Source organism: Nitrospirales bacterium (assembly GCA_031315865.1).
GTDB lineage: Bacteria > Nitrospirota > Nitrospiria > Nitrospirales > UBA8639 > JAGQKC01.
This window is the reverse complement of the sequence record JALDRJ010000002.1, coordinates 1,976,387-1,992,514: the sequence shown is the minus strand read 5'-3', so window position 1 is coordinate 1,992,514 and position 16,128 is coordinate 1,976,387. Positions and strand designations below refer to the sequence as shown.

Here is a 16,128-nt window from a genome sequence, read left to right as displayed (position 1 = left end):
ATATCCGATGAATTCTTCAATCCCTGCGGCACTGCAAAGAAGCCTGACGACAAAAAGCATGGATCCGTATAATTTATGATTCGTCTTTTTCTGGAAGTTTGAAGGCCTGATTTAATCGTAGAGCTGACTCCATGAACATCTCTGCCAAGGCCACGCGATCAAGCTTTTCGGCACGAAGCTCTTTCATCGCTTTATCCAACAGACCCGACAGTTCCGCGTGTTTTTGTTGAATGTCTTCGGACAAGGCTGTCCGTTGATCTCGGACTTGTTGTTGTAACTCATGGTGGCCGTGAGTCGTCTGACCATCCAATCGATCGATTCGGTCTTGAATCTGTTTCCCCAGAACATTCAATTCTTGACTTAGTGCCCTCAGTGATTCAGATTTCTCTTTCTGCTCCTGAGCTATCCGCCCAGTCAACGACTCGACTTCCTTTTTGATGTACATTTCTAGTGAATCGCAACGGCTTCTCAGGTCATTCCTCAAGTCTTCAGCTTCTTGTAGCAGCCGCTCTTCCAAGCGAGCGAATCGACTCTCATACTCGCGACTTTGCGCTCCGAACAGAATATCACGGACGGTGTCTAAACTTTCAGCACTGGCAGACTCCTCCGGAACCGCGGTCCTGACCTGCCCCCCCTCATCTTCAGAACTCCTGGTAGATACCGACATTCTCAACTGACTTGGCTCTTGTTTGCGAGTTGGGTTCATGTTCCCTATCCCCCTTATTTTGGGCCCGCTCGTTGACGATTTCTCACGGCGCCCACCACGTTTTCATTAGCCATAAATGCCTATAAAAGAAGCCACATCCTATCACTTAAGGGTGGAGGGGACAAGTCAGCCGGTGATAATGAGAGAATGGCTAGGCTAGAGAAGACCAAGAAAATAACGAAAACCTTTGATCACAAGTGGGGAGAGTACGTGTTGTTAACGATGAGAAATCAGGGCAGGGTAAGCTGTTTCTATGCAGAGACCTTAATCGCCTTCGGGCTCGCTACTGCCATGCTGATGAGTGACTTGATCTTCTTCGAAAAGTTCCGCCATCTCTTGAGCGATCATGTCGCGATCATTGGGTACGGAGACAACGTTTATTTCTTTTCGAGTTTTGAGGTTTTCGTCGGCAGGAGCTGACGATGGGTCCTCAGGAGCGGAAGTCGGAGGGGTTTCTTTTTTGTCGTCCATAAGAGTTGTTTCGTTCCGTCCAGATGTATGTTATTCAAAAGCTTCGAGTGATGACCGTTCAGGAAATTCCTTCTGACAATTCTGACAAGTGACGAAATAAATAGATTCTCGCACGGACATGACGATTCGAAAGTTGAGTTTCACGCCGCGCTGTTCACAGTATGGACAGGCAATATCTCGAAGCCGATAGGGAACATCCGGCTGCGTTTGAAGATAGAACTCCATGTCGGTATGAACCGGAAACGTATAGTAGCAATCCCGGCAGATGGCTTTCCATTCGTCACCATCATGCACAGTCCGACTGTCAATACCAAAGCGGTTTGATTTACAGATCGCACACTTGACCTGCCCAAGTCGATGCTCAACTTCTTGCACGGTCATATCAGCGTGATTCCAGGGAAAAACCAGACGTGACGAACGCCAAACGCTTGCCATTAGGACATAAAGTTATACTGTAGTATAGGTGCCCATTAGGCCTTCTGCAACTTTTGCCTCTGCCGGATATCGGGAAGTATTCTTAGACCTGGCAAGAAGTAAGACAAAACTTGCCGAAAGTCGGCTTTTCAAGTTAAAAACGCTCTGAGAAAACCTCTTGTCACCGTTACATGGTTAACACAGCACCGTTACATGGTTAACACAGCACCGTTACATGGATAACATCCTCGGCTCACTGTACATCGGAAATATCGATGATGCCCACACCCCTCCGCCGAATATTTCAGCTCTGCTTTGGACGGCTCTTGAAAGCAAATTAGCCCCTCTTCCTCAGGGAGTCATTCTAGGGCGAATTCCGCTTCGGGAATATACCGAAGCGGTCCCGATGGACATCGAGTCAGGTATCGCCTGGCTTGAACGCCATCTCCCGAAACATCAGGTTCTCGTGGCCTGTCGAGCAGGTATGGGCCGTTCTGTCTCGGTCGTCATCGCCTATCTTTGCTGTGTCCAGGGCATGAGTTTTGATAAAGCGGTAGAGTTCGTCCGCGAGCGCCGCAAGGGAACCACTCCCCTGCCTCGTCTTGAGCAGACGATCGAAAAGGTGAAAAAGCGACGAGCCAAACCCGCCTGAGACACTAAGCCAGCACCGTTCCACTCAATCACGACGCGTTGCCACACCATGCCAGAGCTTCCTGAAGTTGAAGTGGTTCTCCAACAGCTTCGCTCATGTATTCTCGACAGTTCCATCCAAGAGTTTCACATCAAACGGTCAGATATCATCAGAACCGGACACTCCTCCCATGAATGGTATCACGGCGCGACCGTGGCGCATCTCGCGAGAAAAGGCAAAAGCCTTATTTTTACCTGCAAGAAAGCCTTGGACACCCGCTACATCCTGGCTGAACTCGGTATGACCGGGCTATTCCTTTTTGAGCGACCGAGCCAAGGGTATGAAAAACACATTCACCTCACGTTCACGCTGAGAGGACCACAAGAAACCAAATTGCACTACTGGAATCCTCGCAGGTTTGGACGGGTGTATTTATTGAATGACGAGGGGCTCACTCAATTCGTCCAACGTCGATTCGGGGCGGACCCATTCGAGCTCACACCACAAGCATTTCACGCACTCATCCAGACGAGTCGAGGACGAATGAAAGATTTCTTCCTCGATCAGCACAAACTCGCCGGAATCGGAAACATCTATGCCAATGAGATTCTCTTCGATGCCTGCGTGCATCCTCACGCGCGAGGAAACCGCTTATCACGACCGACGATCGCCAGACTCTATACATCGACCCAACGTATCCTTGAACAAGCGATCCGGTCCGGAGGCTCATCCATACGGGATTTTCGCGCTCCCGATGGCAGGCGCGGACAGTATCAAAATGTTCATCAGATCTATCAAAAAACCGGGCTCCCCTGCCCTCGCGGCTGTCTTACATCGATCAAACGACTGCCCACGGCCCGTAGCTCGTTTGTCTGCCCGAGCTGTCAAAAGCGATCATAATCCCACATGATTACCCCCGAAAACCCGGATTGAGAAAATCTTGTCTCATCAGAAACCCTCTGTTAGACTTCGGCTGCAACTCGAACAAAGGACGTGTCATTCCTATCCACACGTGAGAAAACTGAAGCTTAAAGAAGGCGTTGACCTGGCCAATTTATTTGGCCCTCATGATTTACACCTACGGATGATCGAGAGTGAGTTGAATGTCGATATGACCGCTCGAGGCGACGAAATCACCATACATGGCCAACCTGACGCCGTCATGCGGGCCGAGCGAATCCTTTATGAACTCGGGGAGTGGACCCGGGATTACTATGAAATCAAGCCAGATGACATCACGCGCGCGCTGCGCGCTTCAGAAACCGAATCCCCACAGCCTCTTAAGAAATTTTCGCTCGATTCACCGCTCATGAACTCCTCCTTGAGTCGTGGTGGAATTGTCCCGAAGTCTCCCACACAGCAAGCCTATATCGAGGCCATTGAGCAATACGACTTAGTCATTGCCATCGGACCCGCCGGCACCGGAAAAACGTATTTGGCCATGGCCATGGCCCTCGCGGCATTCAACAAGCGGGAGGTCAGTAGAATTGTCCTAGCCCGGCCTGCGGTCGAGGCCGGAGAACGGCTCGGGTTTTTACCGGGCGATATGATCGCAAAGGTGCATCCCTACCTTCGCCCATTGTACGACGCGCTCTACAGCATGATGGATATCGAGCGAGCAAACCGCTTAGTGGAACGGGGAGAGATTGAAATCGCACCGCTAGCCTTCATGAGAGGACGTACGTTGAACGACGCATTTGTCATCCTGGATGAATCACAAAATGCCACGGCCGAACAGATGAAAATGTTTTTAACCAGGCTTGGAACCAACTCAAAAGCCGTCGTGACAGGAGACGTCACCCAGGTTGATCTGCCGTCCAGCCAAACCTCCGGGCTTGCCCAAATTGCAGAAATTCTTCAGCACATCGATGCCATAAAGTTTATTCATTTCACTGAACAAGATGTCGTTCGGCATGCGCTCGTGAGAGCCATCATTAAGGCCTATGATCGTTATGAACAGCAAGAAGTTCACACGCAAGACACACCGTAACATCCTCTTTTGTTCTTCCATGAAACATGATAAGGATCTTGTGGCCGGGGCCAGAAGACAGAGACCGGACTGATGTCCGTGATCCTCCGTAATCGACTCCGCCAAACACCGATCAAGACACGTACCCTTCGCCGCGTGGCACAGCTCATCCTTGAACAAGCCGGTGCTGGAGAGGCTGAGCTTGGCCTTGAACTCGTCGGCAACAGACGTATGCAAACGCTCAATCAACGGTATCGTCAACTCGACAGGCCCACCGACGTTCTGGCGTTTCCCCTTTGGGAAGGACCCGGACCACGCACTCCCCTGTTGGGTGATGTTATTATTTCGGTTCCGATGGCGGAATCACAGGCCAAAATCTACGGGCATTCCGTCGATCAAGAACTTGCCCAGCTCCTCACGCACGGCATCTTGCATTTAGTGGGCTACGACCATGAACGCGGAAAACGGGAAGCTCAACGCATGCGCCGCAAAGAACGTGCGATTCTTCACTCACTGCGCCCGGTCCCTAAAATTCTAGGATAGGATCATTTTCGATGGGTTGGTTGCAACGGTTACAAGACGGACTGACAAAGACCCGTAAAAGTGTACAGGGGTCGCTCAGGCGTCTGATCAGTTCCGGGCCTGATCAAGCCGTGCTTGAAGAAGTTGAAGAAGCCCTGCTGAGTGCGGATGTTGGCGTTCGTGTCGTCGACCGCTTGCTCGAGCAAATTCGTACCGAGGGGGTGTCGACCGATTCCAGCGATCCTCTCCAACCGTTCAAAGACACGCTCGTGAAAATCTTCGATGCCATACCTTCGGCGTCTCTGGAGGACTTGGTTCGACACGGTCCACGCCCCTATGTTCTCCTCGCGATCGGCATCAATGGTGTGGGAAAAACCACGACAGTCGCCAAACTGGGAAAGAAATTTCAGCAAGCGAATCTCCAACCGTTATTCGTCGCAGCTGACACATTCCGGGCCGCCGCCACCGAACAACTTCTGACCTGGGGCAATAGAATCGGCATTGAAGTGATACGCCATCAACAGGGAGCGGACCCGGCCGCTGTCGTGTATGACGGTATGGCGGCAGCAAAGTCTCGAAAAAGCGACGTGGTTCTCATCGATACCGCTGGCCGTCTTCACACAAAAGTCAATCTCATGCAGGAACTCGAGAAAATGAAACGGGTGATCGCCCGTGAACTTCCAGGCGCCCCCCACGAAGTCCTTCTGACGCTCGATGGGACATTGGGCCAGAATACGATCACTCAGGCGAAACAGTTTCATGAGGCATTAGGAGTGACCGGGATTGCGCTCACAAAACTCGACGGGACTGCAAAGGGAGGAGTAGTCGTCGCTCTCGCAGAAGAATTACAGATACCGATACGACTGATTGGAGTAGGCGAAGGAGAAGATGATCTCCAGGATTTTCGAGCCCATGAATTTGTCGACGCCCTGTTGCACATGGATGAGATCTCCAAACCATAAGTTGTCACACATGCCACGCTCACTCACTCTACGATCAATCAATCTCGTGTTCCGGCATCGCCAACGCAACATGCGCTCCCTCCGCTCTATGAGCCTCTTGGTATTATTGGGGCTCATCGGCGTTTTCGCTCACCTCGACTCAACATGGGCAACGCCACCTTACGTTCCTCACCACAACCTCACCATTGCCATCGACCCGCAAAGCCATAGGTTGACCGCTGAGGATCTGATCACGTTTCCTGCGAGCACCGCCTTGCCTGAAACACTGGAATTCACTCTCAACCCCAATTTCAATATTGATCATGTTCGCCTCAATAACCTGCCTCTCCCTCTCACCGATATACTCATACGTCCTGACTCTACGGAAGAAGGATGGCGTATCCGGATTCCCCTACCAAAAGGCCATCAATCTGGCCCCACTCCAACCATCGCCGTTCATTACCATGGTACCGTTACGGACCAGCCTACGGAAATTCCAGGCCTTCGATTCACGACTCCTGACAAAACAACGGGATACATTGGACCTGAAGGCGTGTATCTCACGTCAGAAACGCTCTGGTACCCGACGATGTCCGGCGTGCTTGCCACATTCCACGTACATTCCACCGTCCCGTCTGAATGGGAAACCGTCACTCAAGGCACAGAAGTGTCACACAACACGGCCCATGACCAAACGATCGCTGAATGGGAAATCACCACTCCTAGCGAAGCGTTGACACTCGTCGCCAACCGGTTTGATGTGCAAAAACGCATATGGAAGGGAATCACGATTGCCACCTACTTGTTCCCTGAGGATGGCGACTTGTCCGAACAATACCTTGACGCGACAATTCACTATCTTGATTTCTATATCACATTATTGGGGCCTTACCCCTTTTCCCAATTTGCTGTCGTTGAGAACTTTTTTCCGGCAGGACTCGGACTCCCTTCTTATACCCTGCTGGGAAATCAAATCATCAAACGTGGCTACACACAGCCCTATTCCCTTGGGCATGAAATCGTGCATTCTTGGTTCGGGAACTCCATCTACAATCGATTCTCGGAAGGCAATTGGGTTGAGGGACTCACAACCTACCTGGCCAACTATTACTACGAAGAAGCCCGGACATCCTCGGAAGCCGCGTTACACCAACGCGAACACATGCTGTTCGAGTATAATTTATACACCGATGCGCAACATGAATATGCCATTCGACGATTTCATCACAAAGAAACGCGCATCGACAATGCCATCGGCTACCAGAAAACGGCCCTGGTCTTTCACATGCTGAGGCAGGAAGTCGGGGACGAATACTTTTGGGACGGCATTCGGCAACTCGTCAGGGATTGGACAGGCAGGCATGTCGATTGGCATACTATCGAGCACGTCTTCAGCCGCAGGAGCGGGCGGAATCTTCAGTGGTTTTTTCAACAATGGGTCGAACGCGCCGGGGCGCCTTCAATCAATATTGCTTGGTTTTCAGTGCAGACGGACGTCGAGAATCCTGGTCACTCCGTTCTCCAACTTCGCCTGTCACAACACGCGCCGTATTATCGACTTCGTCTCCCCACCGTCATTCATCTTGCAGACGGAACCAGACATCAGACCATCACCGAACTGACATCTTCCGAAGAAACGTTTCGCTTCTCCGTACCGAGCCGGCCTGTTCGCGTGGTGATCGATCCCGCATATATGATCTTGCAACGACTTACGCGCAGCCAGATTCCTCCCATGTTGAATGCCTGGGTCACCGACTCCAGGCAATCTGTCATATTGGATGAAGCCAACACCTCGACCTATCAGATGGTTCTTCAACGCCTCCGGGCGCAGAACACGGAGATTCTCCAACCATCCTCCTACGGCGACACACTGCCAACTGACCGGTCACTGCTCATCCTCGACTATCCGACCACCAAGCGTCTGGCCGAACATGGACTTGCGGGATGTGAAAAGTTTCTGCATGTTGGCCAAGACTGGATCATGATTCATGACAAAAAGTACGCGGGACCGCATATGGCCTGGCTGGTTTCGTGCGTGCATCCCGATAATCCCGATCATATCGTAAGTCTGTTTTCCGGCGGGTCGCCCTCGGCCATTGCCCGCGTGGCGCGATTGCTGTTCTTTTATGGATGGGATAGCTATCTGATCTTTGAAAACGGTAAGGTCATCGACCGGGGACTATTCGACCCGGCAACGAAACATCTTGATATCTCATTACCAGCAGCCTAAGGAGTTGTCATTGAGTATTTTTCAGAACCTCCCACGACCTCATGCATTCAATCTGACCATGGGACTATTACTGAGTGCATTAATTGCCCCCATGATTGCTCATGCGGAAACACAAGACGTACGGCCCGTGACGGCTGAGCCTCACCTCAAGAACATCCGTCAACTGACATCAGGGGGACGGAATGCCGAAGCCTATTTTTCATTCGATGGCCTCACGTTGGTATACCAATCGACCTTGGGCCTTCAAGACAAGACGCCACGGGATTGTTATCAGATCTACACCATGGATTTAGATGGGACCAACAAGCGACTAGTGAGCACCGGGTTTGGGGCGACAACCTGCGGCTACTTTTTTCCAGGAGACCGCCGAATCCTGTTTTCGTCGACACATATGCGAAATCCCAACTGCCCCCCTGCTCCCAAGCGGACGAAGCAATATCGATGGGCTTTGGATGACTATGATATTTTTTCGGCCCATATCAGCGGAAGAGACCTTCAACGATTGACCTCAACTCCGGGGTATGATGCAGAGGCGACCGTGTCCCGAGACGGCAAAACCATTGTTTTCACCTCGATGCGAAACGGAGATCTGGATATTTATCGCATGAATATTGACGGAACCAAGGTCACACAACTCACCCATGAGATCGGGTACGATGGAGGCGCATTCTTTTCACCGGATAATACACGCATCGTCTATCGCGCCAGCCACCCTCAAACCCCTGAAGCTCGACAAGCGTATCAAGACCTCCTCGCACAAAATCTCGTCGAACCCTCAAACCTGGAAATTTTCATCATGAACGCCGATGGGACGAACCAACATCCCATCACCCACAACGGGGCGTCTAATTTTGCTCCGTACTTTTTTCCTGACAATACACGAATTATCTTTTCGTCGAACGTTGGCTCACAAACAACGGACAAAAGCCGCCCGACGTTTCATCTCCATGCCATCACGGATGCAGGAGAGGCCCTTGAGCAGATCACGACAAAGGGCCATTTCAATAGTTTTCCGATGTTTTCCCCAGATGGCTCACAATTAGTCTGGGTCTCTGACCGCAATGCCACCGGCCAGCGCGAGTTTAACGTTTTTCTGGCCGATTGGGTTCCGTGAGGAGACGAGAACAATCCCTGGCCAGGTGAGAAGGAGTGATTCCATCATTTCTTCAATCATGCTTTCAATGTGACTCTCCAGCAACACCTTCGGCCATTCCTCCTCATGCCGCTCTTCCTGTTTGCGCCCTCGCTGTAGTGATCGTCATCGGGGGATTGAGCGCATTGTCGCAGATCGACTTTCCAGTCATCCAGTTTATTCGCGCTACGCCTGTCCCATTTCTCGAACCGTTCGGACGCATCGGCAACCAGCTCGGCCATGGCTCCACGTTAGTCATCTTGTCAGGCCTGGCGCTGTTGTCGGGCTATATCGGAAAACGCCAGAAGCTCCTGTTCGTGGGCGTACAATCGCTCTTGGCTCATGCCCTTGCCGGACTCATCACGCAAATCATCAAACATACCGTTGGGCGACCGCGCCCAAGACTTGCGCACCAGGATCACTGGGAAATCGGGCCATCATTTCAAAGCGGGCTAGATGCCTTTCCTTCTGGCCATTCTTCAGCCTCGTTTGCTGTGGCCGCGGTCTTTGCCAGGCATTTTCCTCGCTACGCATGGATGCTTTATCTGACAGCAGCCTCCGTCGCCTTCAGCCGCATTATTAAAGGCTCTCACTTTCCTACGGACGCTTGCGCGGGAGCCTTCATAGGCTATGTGATCGGGACGATCGTTTCACGGCCATTACGACAATGGAGAACAACAGGTATCGATTCACTGGTGACAGGACTTCCATTCTTCATCACAGCTACAGGGCTCTTATGGATCGCCGTTCAAAAGCCATCCATGGAGGTCCTCTACGTGATGATTTCCGGAACAGGGGTACTCGTCGCAGCCTTAGGATATAGTGTCCGACTTCGCGAACGGTTTGCGAAATCAAGAACTGAGCAGGATAGTCACCGCAGACTCAGGATCAGTTCGCTCTTCATGACCATGGGTTTGGCCCTCTGTACTGGGTCATTCCTTATTATCGTACTCTCAGCTTTATCAGGTGTCGCTTGGTGGCTTGCCTATGCCCATCAGGATGAGGTGAGTGAGCATACTGCTCTTAGAGAGACCACCGGTCATGCGTTACCAGCCACGGCACAGGAAGGACTGTTGGGAATTGGACTCCTCCTCATGTTGGGGCTCATCTACTCAGCACGAGGATTGATTCCATTGCTGTAACGACAGACAGGGCAGTGAGAGCGAGAGAGCGAATGCACATGCGGTCCAGCGGGTGGAAATCTATCCACTCTTCACAATTTCACATCTCAACCGTGCAGAAGCTATGTGAAACGATGACATGCATGTCCCATTCATCGTTCCTTCACGAGTGATTCGCTGGCGAGAAGAGAAAACCCGTTGTTTTTTAGGACTTCTGGATAGTCGGAGACTGATGCGGGCAACTTCCCGCGAAGATGAGACTGCAGGATAATCATTGTTCGCCCTGCTGTCTTTACATGAGGTTGAAATTTCTCATCCTCTCCCGGATTAATCTGGTAAATCTTGCGTTGGGCATAGAACGTCAAGGAGGGACGTTTTCGTCCAAACTGAATCAACCGGTCCTCCTTTGAGAGATTCATGGCAGCGATCCTGGCTAACTCCTGGGGCGGATCGATAAAAAAGTGACTGAATTTGGGCAGGGCAAACGAGACGACGCTCAACACGAACACGGCCATCATTCCTCCGGCCACGCCAAACCCATACAGGCGTTTCGCTTGATCCTCCAGACAATACCGGACGCCCATCGTTCCGATAATCACGACCAAGCCAAGCATGACGGGAATGAGTTGGACATCCATCTGGCTCGCGGCCGGAAACTCCTCCGTCATCTTGTTCACGAACGTGTTATAGACCGCTGGAGCCGCAGCCAGGGCCAAGCCAAAAATATAACCAGTCGCGATCAATACTCTTCTGCTTACCGTCAGGCCTACCGGAGAAGGCTCCTGGAGAGACCGCACCCAAAACAGGGCGACGATGATGGCGGCAGACGGATAGAGCGGGAAAATATAATGGGGTAATCTTGTCGCTGAGAGCGTAAAAAACACCAGGATCCCGACGATCCATAGTCCTGAAAACATGAGAAGCTTTTGCTCAGGAGTCGCCACACAGGTCTTAGCTCTGAAGCCGTTACAGTCTCTCAGTATTTGATAGAGCGATGCGGGGAGAAAGGCACTCCAGGGGAAAAATCCGAGTAACAACACAGGAATATAGAAGAGAATGGTGCCGCCATGACCTTCCATGGGATTGGCAAAACGACCGGTTGTATTCGCTCGCGCCGCAGCCAGATAATCGGTTCCATGAATACTGAACATGGCGACATACCAGGGTGCCGCGATCACACACACAATCAACATGCCCAACAATGGAAAGCCTTTCTTCCAGAAAACGTTCCATTGTCTGGTTATGAACAGGTAAGGAATGGCGGCTACAAGAGGAATAATGATTCCCACCGGACCTTTCGCTAACATGGCACAGGCCATCCCGACGTAAAAGCCGCCAAAGGCCCATCGCCTGGTGTCCTCCTCCCCTTCCAAGCCTACCCAAAAACCATAGCCAGCCAAGGTTGTAAAAAACACCAACTCCGGGTCGGTCAGCACCATACGACAGATACCGATCGTCTCAAGGTTTAACAGCAGGATAAGTGCGCCGAAGAGAGCGACCCGTGCTCCCATCATTTTGGCCAGAAAACCATACTGCAAAAGAATCAGCCCAACCCCAAAGACGGCTGATGGGAATCTGGCGGCAAATTCGTTGACGCCAAACACGGCGTAAGACAGGCTGAGCAGCCAATACACAAAGGCCGGCTTGGCATAGCGGGGTTCATAGTTTAATGTCGGAGAAATCCAATCTCCCGTCTCCAACATTTCACGACCAGCTTCGGCATTGCTGCCTTCATCTCGATCCGTTAACCCAAGCCCGCCAAGGTTGACGAATAACAGAAGGCTCGCCAGGACCAGCAGGAGGAATACATCACGTACCGTGGAGGAATTGGCTGGAGCTGCGGAAGAAGGAAAGAAGGATGCGTTAGCCACTCGGCACTCGCTTCTGAGCCCGATGAATCAGGACAAGATTTCTGAGATAGACGACGGCGCCAACGCTCTGTCCCGCGATAAACACAGGATCTTTCCGGTAAATGGCGTAACATAAGACGATCAGACTCCCCACAAGACTCATGTACCAAAAGGGGATGGGAATGCTACTCTCGTTCTTGCGTTCCGAGACAACCCATTGGAGCACCCAACGACAAAAGAATAAACTCTGTCCGAAAAAACCAATCGTTACCCATATCACTTCAGTCGATGGCATTATGAAGTACCCTGAAGGTCACGACTAAACGATAGATGCGGAATGATCAAGACGCCATTCGCCATTGAGGAGAGTGTGGTCGTCATATGTCCTCTCTCACTCCGAGACATCCTGTCGACTGGATTGTTTGACCGTATAGTTCAGGGCTCGACTCTGCATCCAACGAACGGCAAAGAGGTCATAGAGACTGGCAAATAACCGGTTGCCGACACCATATTTCGATTGCCCGTGAATGCGAGGAAAATGCTGAACCGGAATTTCCGTCACCGTGAAACCATACATCTGCGCCAAGGCTGGGAAAAAGCGGTGCATCCCCTTAAATAACGGAATACGATCAAGGACTGAACGATGAAAGACTTTCAGAGAACATCCGGTATCGTGAATGCCATCATGAATGACCGCATTTCGCACGCTATTAGCCAGACGGGATGACCAACGCCGAATCACATCGTCGTTACGTCGTTCACGTCTTCCACACACCACATCATAGTGATTCGCCAATGGCAACAGCCTGCCGATATCGACGGGATCATATTGTAAATCACCGTCCAACGTGACGATCAACGCCCCCTTCGCATGACGAAACCCGGCATCGAATGCTGCCGTTTGCCCATAATTACGATCGAAAGAAACGACACGGACCTCGGCATGTTCCTTCATGAGGTCTTGGAACACACGGGCACTGTGATCAGTACTCCCGTCATCGACAAACACGATCTCAAATGCCGCGCACTGAGATTCCTCACGGCTCCTCAAGAAGGTAAGCAGCTGATCAGACAGCGGAAGAATGTTCTCCCGTTCATCTTTCATCGGAATGACAACCGAGATCCACGGTTGAGCGTCAAAAGTCATAGAGGAAGGGCAATTCGATCCATTACTGGTGAAGTAAGGGGAATAAGGTCGAGGCAACGATTCTGACCTTCTCCCACTTTTTCATGACCAAAAAGTTGACCGCAAATTTGATGCTCATGTAAGGTTGACGACGGTTTTCAACCATTGGCTGGAAGGAGAAACGACACCATGACCGATGACATCATGCAGGCATATCTAGATGTTGAAAAAGCCATGCAACACTATACGACCGTCCTGAATGAATACGTCGCTACGCTGCAAGCAACGCCTGACGCCAACAAGACGAAATTAGAGCGGATGAAGGCTGGGACGCGGGCCATGCAGGACAGTAGTGGAATTTATTTATCGTACGCGAAGTTTGTCGCCTATGGGATGCCGGAAAGCGAAGAACTGATCGAAGACGATATCCAAACGTAACCCGCCATCAGGAAATATGCCTTCACGCTAAATGTGATGACTGGTCGGGGCGAGCCGATTTGAACGGCCGACCTCTCGCACCCCAAGCGAGTGCGCTACCGGGCTGCGCCACGCCCCGACGTCCATTCGTGTACGTTCTTTATTTAATGCCCATCGAGTAACTTCAAAATATTCTTCAATTCCGTCTTCGCCTTCTTGACTCGTTCGCCACTGAGAGTTGAGTTGGTCGATGTTCGCTTTCGACGGTACCAGTACCGCTTCAATCCGGCGATGGTATAGCCCTCTTCATACAGCATTCGCTTGATCTCTATCACCGTTTCAATATCGGCTTGCGAATACACTCGATGACGCCCCTGGCTTTTTCGGGGGCGAAGAAAACTAAACTCTGACTCCCAAAAGCGCAAGACATAAGCCGGGAGTTTGGTAATGCTCGCGACCTCACCAATCTTATAACTTGTCTTCTCTGGTTGCTTGGTCTCCACCTTCATGAACGCCGTCACCGAAGGAGTCTTCACACGCCTCACATGTTAAGAGTTGACATGTTTTTTAAATAATTGGCTGGGTCGAAACGTTACAACGCGCCTTGGGGTGATGGCAATTTCTTCACCCGTTCGTGGATTCCGTCCCTTGCGTTCCCCTTTGCTTCTCACGATAAAGTTCCCAAATCCAGCAATTTTGATCGCCTCTCCCTTTTTGAGACTCTCTTTGAGAATGTTTAGGACATCTTCAACTCGATCCATGGCCTCCGTCTTGGAAAGTCCCACCTTTTCACAAATGATGTTGGCAACATCAGCCTTTCTCATAATCCCCCTCAATCCTCGATTATCGGTGGATAGTAGTATTGACGAGCTTCAACGACCTCATTGAAGAACTGATTCTCAAAATTACAAGCGATCTCTTAAAATGTCAAGGAATAACAACAACTTAAACTCAATCTTCTGTTCTGACAATGAGGACTGGAATTATGATGAAGGCCGCTCTTCCTGTAAGAGCTTGTATTCGATACTATCTACCAATGCTTGCCAACTGGCTTCAATGATATTGTCCGACACCCCGACCGTCGACCACTTGCTTTTATGATCTCCCGATTCAATTAAGACTCGTACCCGAGAGCCTGTCCCTTGGCTTCCAGACAATACGCGAACTTTATAATCCAGTAATTTGACGTCTTTCAATTGTGGATAAAATTTTTCAAGCGCCTTTCTCAAGGCATTGTCGAGGGCGTTAACTGGACCATCCCCAATCGCCGCTGTATGCTCGACGACTCCGCCAACTTTCACCATGATCGTGGCTTCGGACACTACCGGTTGTTCATTGGTCTGCCGTTTTTCGATGATCACACGACAACCCAAGAGGTCAAAAAACGGCGTATGTTCACCGAGTGCCTTCTTGACCATTAATTCAAACGATCCCTCCGCGCCTTCAAATTGATAGCCTTCGTATTCACGATCTTTCAAGGCAGACAAGAGCGTTTGCACATGCTCATGTTCCTTCGGTACGCGAAGCCCCAAGGTTTCCATCTTTCCAAGGACGGCACTCCTCCCGCTGTTGTCGGATATGAGAACACGCCGATGATTTCCGACATCTTCAGGACTGATATGTTCATAGGTCACCGGATTTTTTTGGACCGCGTGAATATGAACGCCGCCTTTATGGGCAAACGCCGTATCTCCGATATACGGTTGACGTTTATTCGGCAAAAGATTGGCGATGTCGGATACGTACATCGAAACCTGTCGAAGGTGGGCCAATCGCCCTTCCCCCAATACCGGCTGCTTCATCTTCAGCTCAAGATTGGCGATGATCGAACAGAGATTCGCATTCCCGCACCGCTCGCCAATTCCATTGATCGTTCCCTGAACTTGCCGGGCTCCAGCATTGATCGCGACGATAGAATTGGCGACTCCCAACTCAGCATCATTATGGGCATGAATACCGAGCGGGACCGAACATTCCTTCTTCACCGCACTGAATATTTCTTGGATTTCCCACGGCATCGACCCGCCATTGGTATCACAGAGCACGATGCGCGAAGCCCCGGCCTCTTCGGCTTTCTTCAGCGTTTTCATCGCATAATCGGCGTCTGTTTTATACCCGTCAAAAAAATGTTCCGCATCGTAAAAAACACGACGGCCTTGGTCACAGAGATAGGTGATTGAATCGCCGATCAATGCAATATTTTTTTCTAAGGAAGTTCCTAAGGCCTCGGTGACATGTAAGGTCCAACTCTTGCCGAATAGCGTGACGGTCGTGGTTTCGGCGGACAACAAGGCTTGAAGATTCGGGTCGGTTTGTACAGCATGGTCGGCCTTTCGAGTCGAACCAAACGCCACGATGGTCGCTTGCGCCAACGGCGTAGTCTTCATCACCCGAAAAAATTCAATGTCCTTGGGATTGGCGCCTGGCCACCCACCCTCAATGTACTGAATGCCCAATTCATCCAGCTTTAACGCAATATGCACCTTGTCTTCGACGGAAAAACTCACATCTTCAGCCTGCGCGCCATCGCGAAGGGTCGTATCGTAGATCTCTAACGAGCGGGAATCTGACCGTGTATCCATATCGGCTAATGACCTA

The 16,128-nt window shown here is 51.0% G+C and carries 18 protein-coding genes and 1 tRNA gene; 9 read left to right on the top strand and 10 right to left on the bottom strand.

The window, feature by feature from the left end; all coding sequences use genetic code 11:
- Window positions 1-73: 73 nt before the first annotated feature.
- The 3 genes from MRJ96_09185 to MRJ96_09175 all read right to left on the bottom strand — a co-directional run bounded on the left by MRJ96_09185 (window position 74) and on the right by MRJ96_09175 (window position 1,558).
- Window positions 74-706, bottom strand: a complete 633-nt coding sequence (locus MRJ96_09185) for a hypothetical protein (GenBank protein ID MDR4501606.1) — start codon at window positions 704-706, stop codon at window positions 74-76.
- A 264-nt stretch (window positions 707-970) separates the two neighbouring features.
- Entirely contained in the window at window positions 971-1,177 is a 207-nt protein-coding gene (locus tag MRJ96_09180) for a hypothetical protein (GenBank protein MDR4501605.1), read from the bottom strand.
- Window positions 1,178-1,207: 30 nt separating this feature from the next.
- Window positions 1,208-1,558, bottom strand: coding sequence for a hypothetical protein (locus MRJ96_09175; protein MDR4501604.1), 351 nt, complete (start codon window positions 1,556-1,558; stop codon window positions 1,208-1,210).
- 268 nt (window positions 1,559-1,826) lie between these two features.
- Between MRJ96_09175 and MRJ96_09170 the strand changes: the two genes are divergently transcribed.
- The 8 genes from MRJ96_09170 (at window position 1,827) to MRJ96_09135 (ending at window position 10,158) form a co-directional block, all read left to right on the top strand.
- Window positions 1,827-2,243: a dual specificity protein phosphatase family protein gene (locus MRJ96_09170; GenBank protein ID MDR4501603.1), complete on the top strand. Its 417-nt coding sequence runs from the start codon at window positions 1,827-1,829 to the stop codon at window positions 2,241-2,243.
- Window positions 2,244-2,291: 48 nt separating this feature from the next.
- On the top strand, window positions 2,292-3,122 hold the full coding sequence (gene mutM, locus MRJ96_09165) for a bifunctional DNA-formamidopyrimidine glycosylase/DNA-(apurinic or apyrimidinic site) lyase (GenBank protein MDR4501602.1): 831 nt from the start codon (window positions 2,292-2,294) through the stop codon (window positions 3,120-3,122).
- Between the two features lie 40 nt (window positions 3,123-3,162).
- Entirely contained in the window at window positions 3,163-4,212 is a 1,050-nt protein-coding gene (locus MRJ96_09160; protein ID MDR4501601.1) for a PhoH family protein, read from the top strand.
- A gap of 72 nt (window positions 4,213-4,284) precedes the next feature.
- Window positions 4,285-4,734, top strand: a complete 450-nt coding sequence (gene ybeY, locus MRJ96_09155; GenBank protein ID MDR4501600.1) for an rRNA maturation RNase YbeY — start codon at window positions 4,285-4,287, stop codon at window positions 4,732-4,734.
- A gap of 11 nt (window positions 4,735-4,745) precedes the next feature.
- Entirely contained in the window at window positions 4,746-5,675 is a 930-nt protein-coding gene (gene ftsY, locus MRJ96_09150) for a signal recognition particle-docking protein FtsY (GenBank protein ID MDR4501599.1), read from the top strand.
- 10 nt (window positions 5,676-5,685) lie between these two features.
- The gene (locus MRJ96_09145; protein MDR4501598.1) at window positions 5,686-7,884 is read left to right on the top strand and encodes a hypothetical protein; all 2,199 of its coding nucleotides are present in this window, start codon (window positions 5,686-5,688) and stop codon (window positions 7,882-7,884) included.
- 10 nt (window positions 7,885-7,894) lie between these two features.
- The gene (locus MRJ96_09140; GenBank protein MDR4501597.1) at window positions 7,895-8,998 is read left to right on the top strand and encodes a hypothetical protein; all 1,104 of its coding nucleotides are present in this window, start codon (window positions 7,895-7,897) and stop codon (window positions 8,996-8,998) included.
- Between the two features lie 35 nt (window positions 8,999-9,033).
- Window positions 9,034-10,158, top strand: a complete 1,125-nt coding sequence (locus tag MRJ96_09135) for a phosphatase PAP2 family protein (GenBank protein MDR4501596.1) — start codon at window positions 9,034-9,036, stop codon at window positions 10,156-10,158.
- 131 nt (window positions 10,159-10,289) lie between these two features.
- Here the strand turns inward: MRJ96_09135 and MRJ96_09130 are convergent, their stop codons facing one another.
- From MRJ96_09130 to MRJ96_09120, 3 genes are all read right to left on the bottom strand, one after another.
- A complete protein-coding gene (locus MRJ96_09130) occupies window positions 10,290-12,008 on the bottom strand; it encodes a glycosyltransferase family 39 protein (protein ID MDR4501595.1) in 1,719 nt (572 codons plus the stop codon).
- Window positions 12,001-12,282, bottom strand: a complete 282-nt coding sequence (locus MRJ96_09125; GenBank protein ID MDR4501594.1) for a lipid-A-disaccharide synthase N-terminal domain-containing protein — start codon at window positions 12,280-12,282, stop codon at window positions 12,001-12,003. Before MRJ96_09125 ends, MRJ96_09130 begins: the two co-directional genes overlap by 8 nt.
- A 96-nt stretch (window positions 12,283-12,378) precedes the next feature.
- A complete protein-coding gene (locus MRJ96_09120; GenBank protein ID MDR4501593.1) occupies window positions 12,379-13,134 on the bottom strand; it encodes a glycosyltransferase family 2 protein in 756 nt (251 codons plus the stop codon).
- Between the two features lie 168 nt (window positions 13,135-13,302).
- Here MRJ96_09120 and MRJ96_09115 point away from each other — a divergent pair, with 168 nt between their 5' ends.
- Window positions 13,303-13,551: a hypothetical protein gene (locus MRJ96_09115; GenBank protein ID MDR4501592.1), complete on the top strand. Its 249-nt coding sequence runs from the start codon at window positions 13,303-13,305 to the stop codon at window positions 13,549-13,551.
- 41 nt (window positions 13,552-13,592) lie between these two features.
- Here the strand turns inward: MRJ96_09115 and MRJ96_09110 are convergent.
- The 4 genes from MRJ96_09110 to cimA form a co-directional block, all read right to left on the bottom strand.
- Window positions 13,593-13,669: transfer RNA gene (locus MRJ96_09110), tRNA-Pro, on the bottom strand.
- A 25-nt stretch (window positions 13,670-13,694) separates the two neighbouring features.
- The gene (locus MRJ96_09105; protein MDR4501591.1) at window positions 13,695-14,066 is read right to left on the bottom strand and encodes a MerR family transcriptional regulator; all 372 of its coding nucleotides are present in this window, start codon (window positions 14,064-14,066) and stop codon (window positions 13,695-13,697) included.
- 12 nt (window positions 14,067-14,078) lie between these two features.
- Window positions 14,079-14,354, bottom strand: coding sequence for an integration host factor subunit alpha (locus MRJ96_09100; GenBank protein MDR4501590.1), 276 nt, complete (start codon window positions 14,352-14,354; stop codon window positions 14,079-14,081).
- A 159-nt stretch (window positions 14,355-14,513) separates the two neighbouring features.
- Window positions 14,514-16,112: a citramalate synthase gene (gene cimA / locus MRJ96_09095; protein ID MDR4501589.1), complete on the bottom strand. Its 1,599-nt coding sequence runs from the start codon at window positions 16,110-16,112 to the stop codon at window positions 14,514-14,516.
- Window positions 16,113-16,128: the final 16 nt, after the last annotated feature.

Excerpts from the sequence above, each read along its gene's own strand:
- MRJ96_09185 (MDR4501606.1), bottom strand. The coding sequence starts at position 706 with ATGAACCCAACTCGCAAACAAGAGCCAAGTCAGTTGAGAATGTCGGTA.
- MRJ96_09180 (MDR4501605.1), bottom strand. The coding sequence starts at position 1,177 with ATGGACGACAAAAAAGAAACCCCTCCGACTTCCGCTCCTGAGGACCCA.
- MRJ96_09175 (MDR4501604.1), bottom strand. The coding sequence starts at position 1,558 with ATGACCGTGCAAGAAGTTGAGCATCGACTTGGGCAGGTCAAGTGTGCG.
- MRJ96_09170 (MDR4501603.1), top strand. The coding sequence starts at position 1,827 with ATGGATAACATCCTCGGCTCACTGTACATCGGAAATATCGATGATGCC.
- mutM (MDR4501602.1), top strand. The coding sequence starts at position 2,292 with ATGCCAGAGCTTCCTGAAGTTGAAGTGGTTCTCCAACAGCTTCGCTCA.
- ybeY (MDR4501600.1), top strand. The coding sequence starts at position 4,285 with ATGTCCGTGATCCTCCGTAATCGACTCCGCCAAACACCGATCAAGACA.
- ftsY (MDR4501599.1), top strand. The coding sequence starts at position 4,746 with ATGGGTTGGTTGCAACGGTTACAAGACGGACTGACAAAGACCCGTAAA.
- MRJ96_09145 (MDR4501598.1), top strand. The coding sequence starts at position 5,686 with ATGCCACGCTCACTCACTCTACGATCAATCAATCTCGTGTTCCGGCAT.
- MRJ96_09125 (MDR4501594.1), bottom strand. The coding sequence starts at position 12,282 with ATGCCATCGACTGAAGTGATATGGGTAACGATTGGTTTTTTCGGACAG.
- MRJ96_09120 (MDR4501593.1), bottom strand. The coding sequence starts at position 13,134 with ATGACTTTTGACGCTCAACCGTGGATCTCGGTTGTCATTCCGATGAAA.
- MRJ96_09115 (MDR4501592.1), top strand. The coding sequence starts at position 13,303 with ATGACCGATGACATCATGCAGGCATATCTAGATGTTGAAAAAGCCATG.
- MRJ96_09100 (MDR4501590.1), bottom strand. The coding sequence starts at position 14,354 with ATGAGAAAGGCTGATGTTGCCAACATCATTTGTGAAAAGGTGGGACTT.
- cimA (MDR4501589.1), bottom strand. The coding sequence starts at position 16,112 with ATGGATACACGGTCAGATTCCCGCTCGTTAGAGATCTACGATACGACC.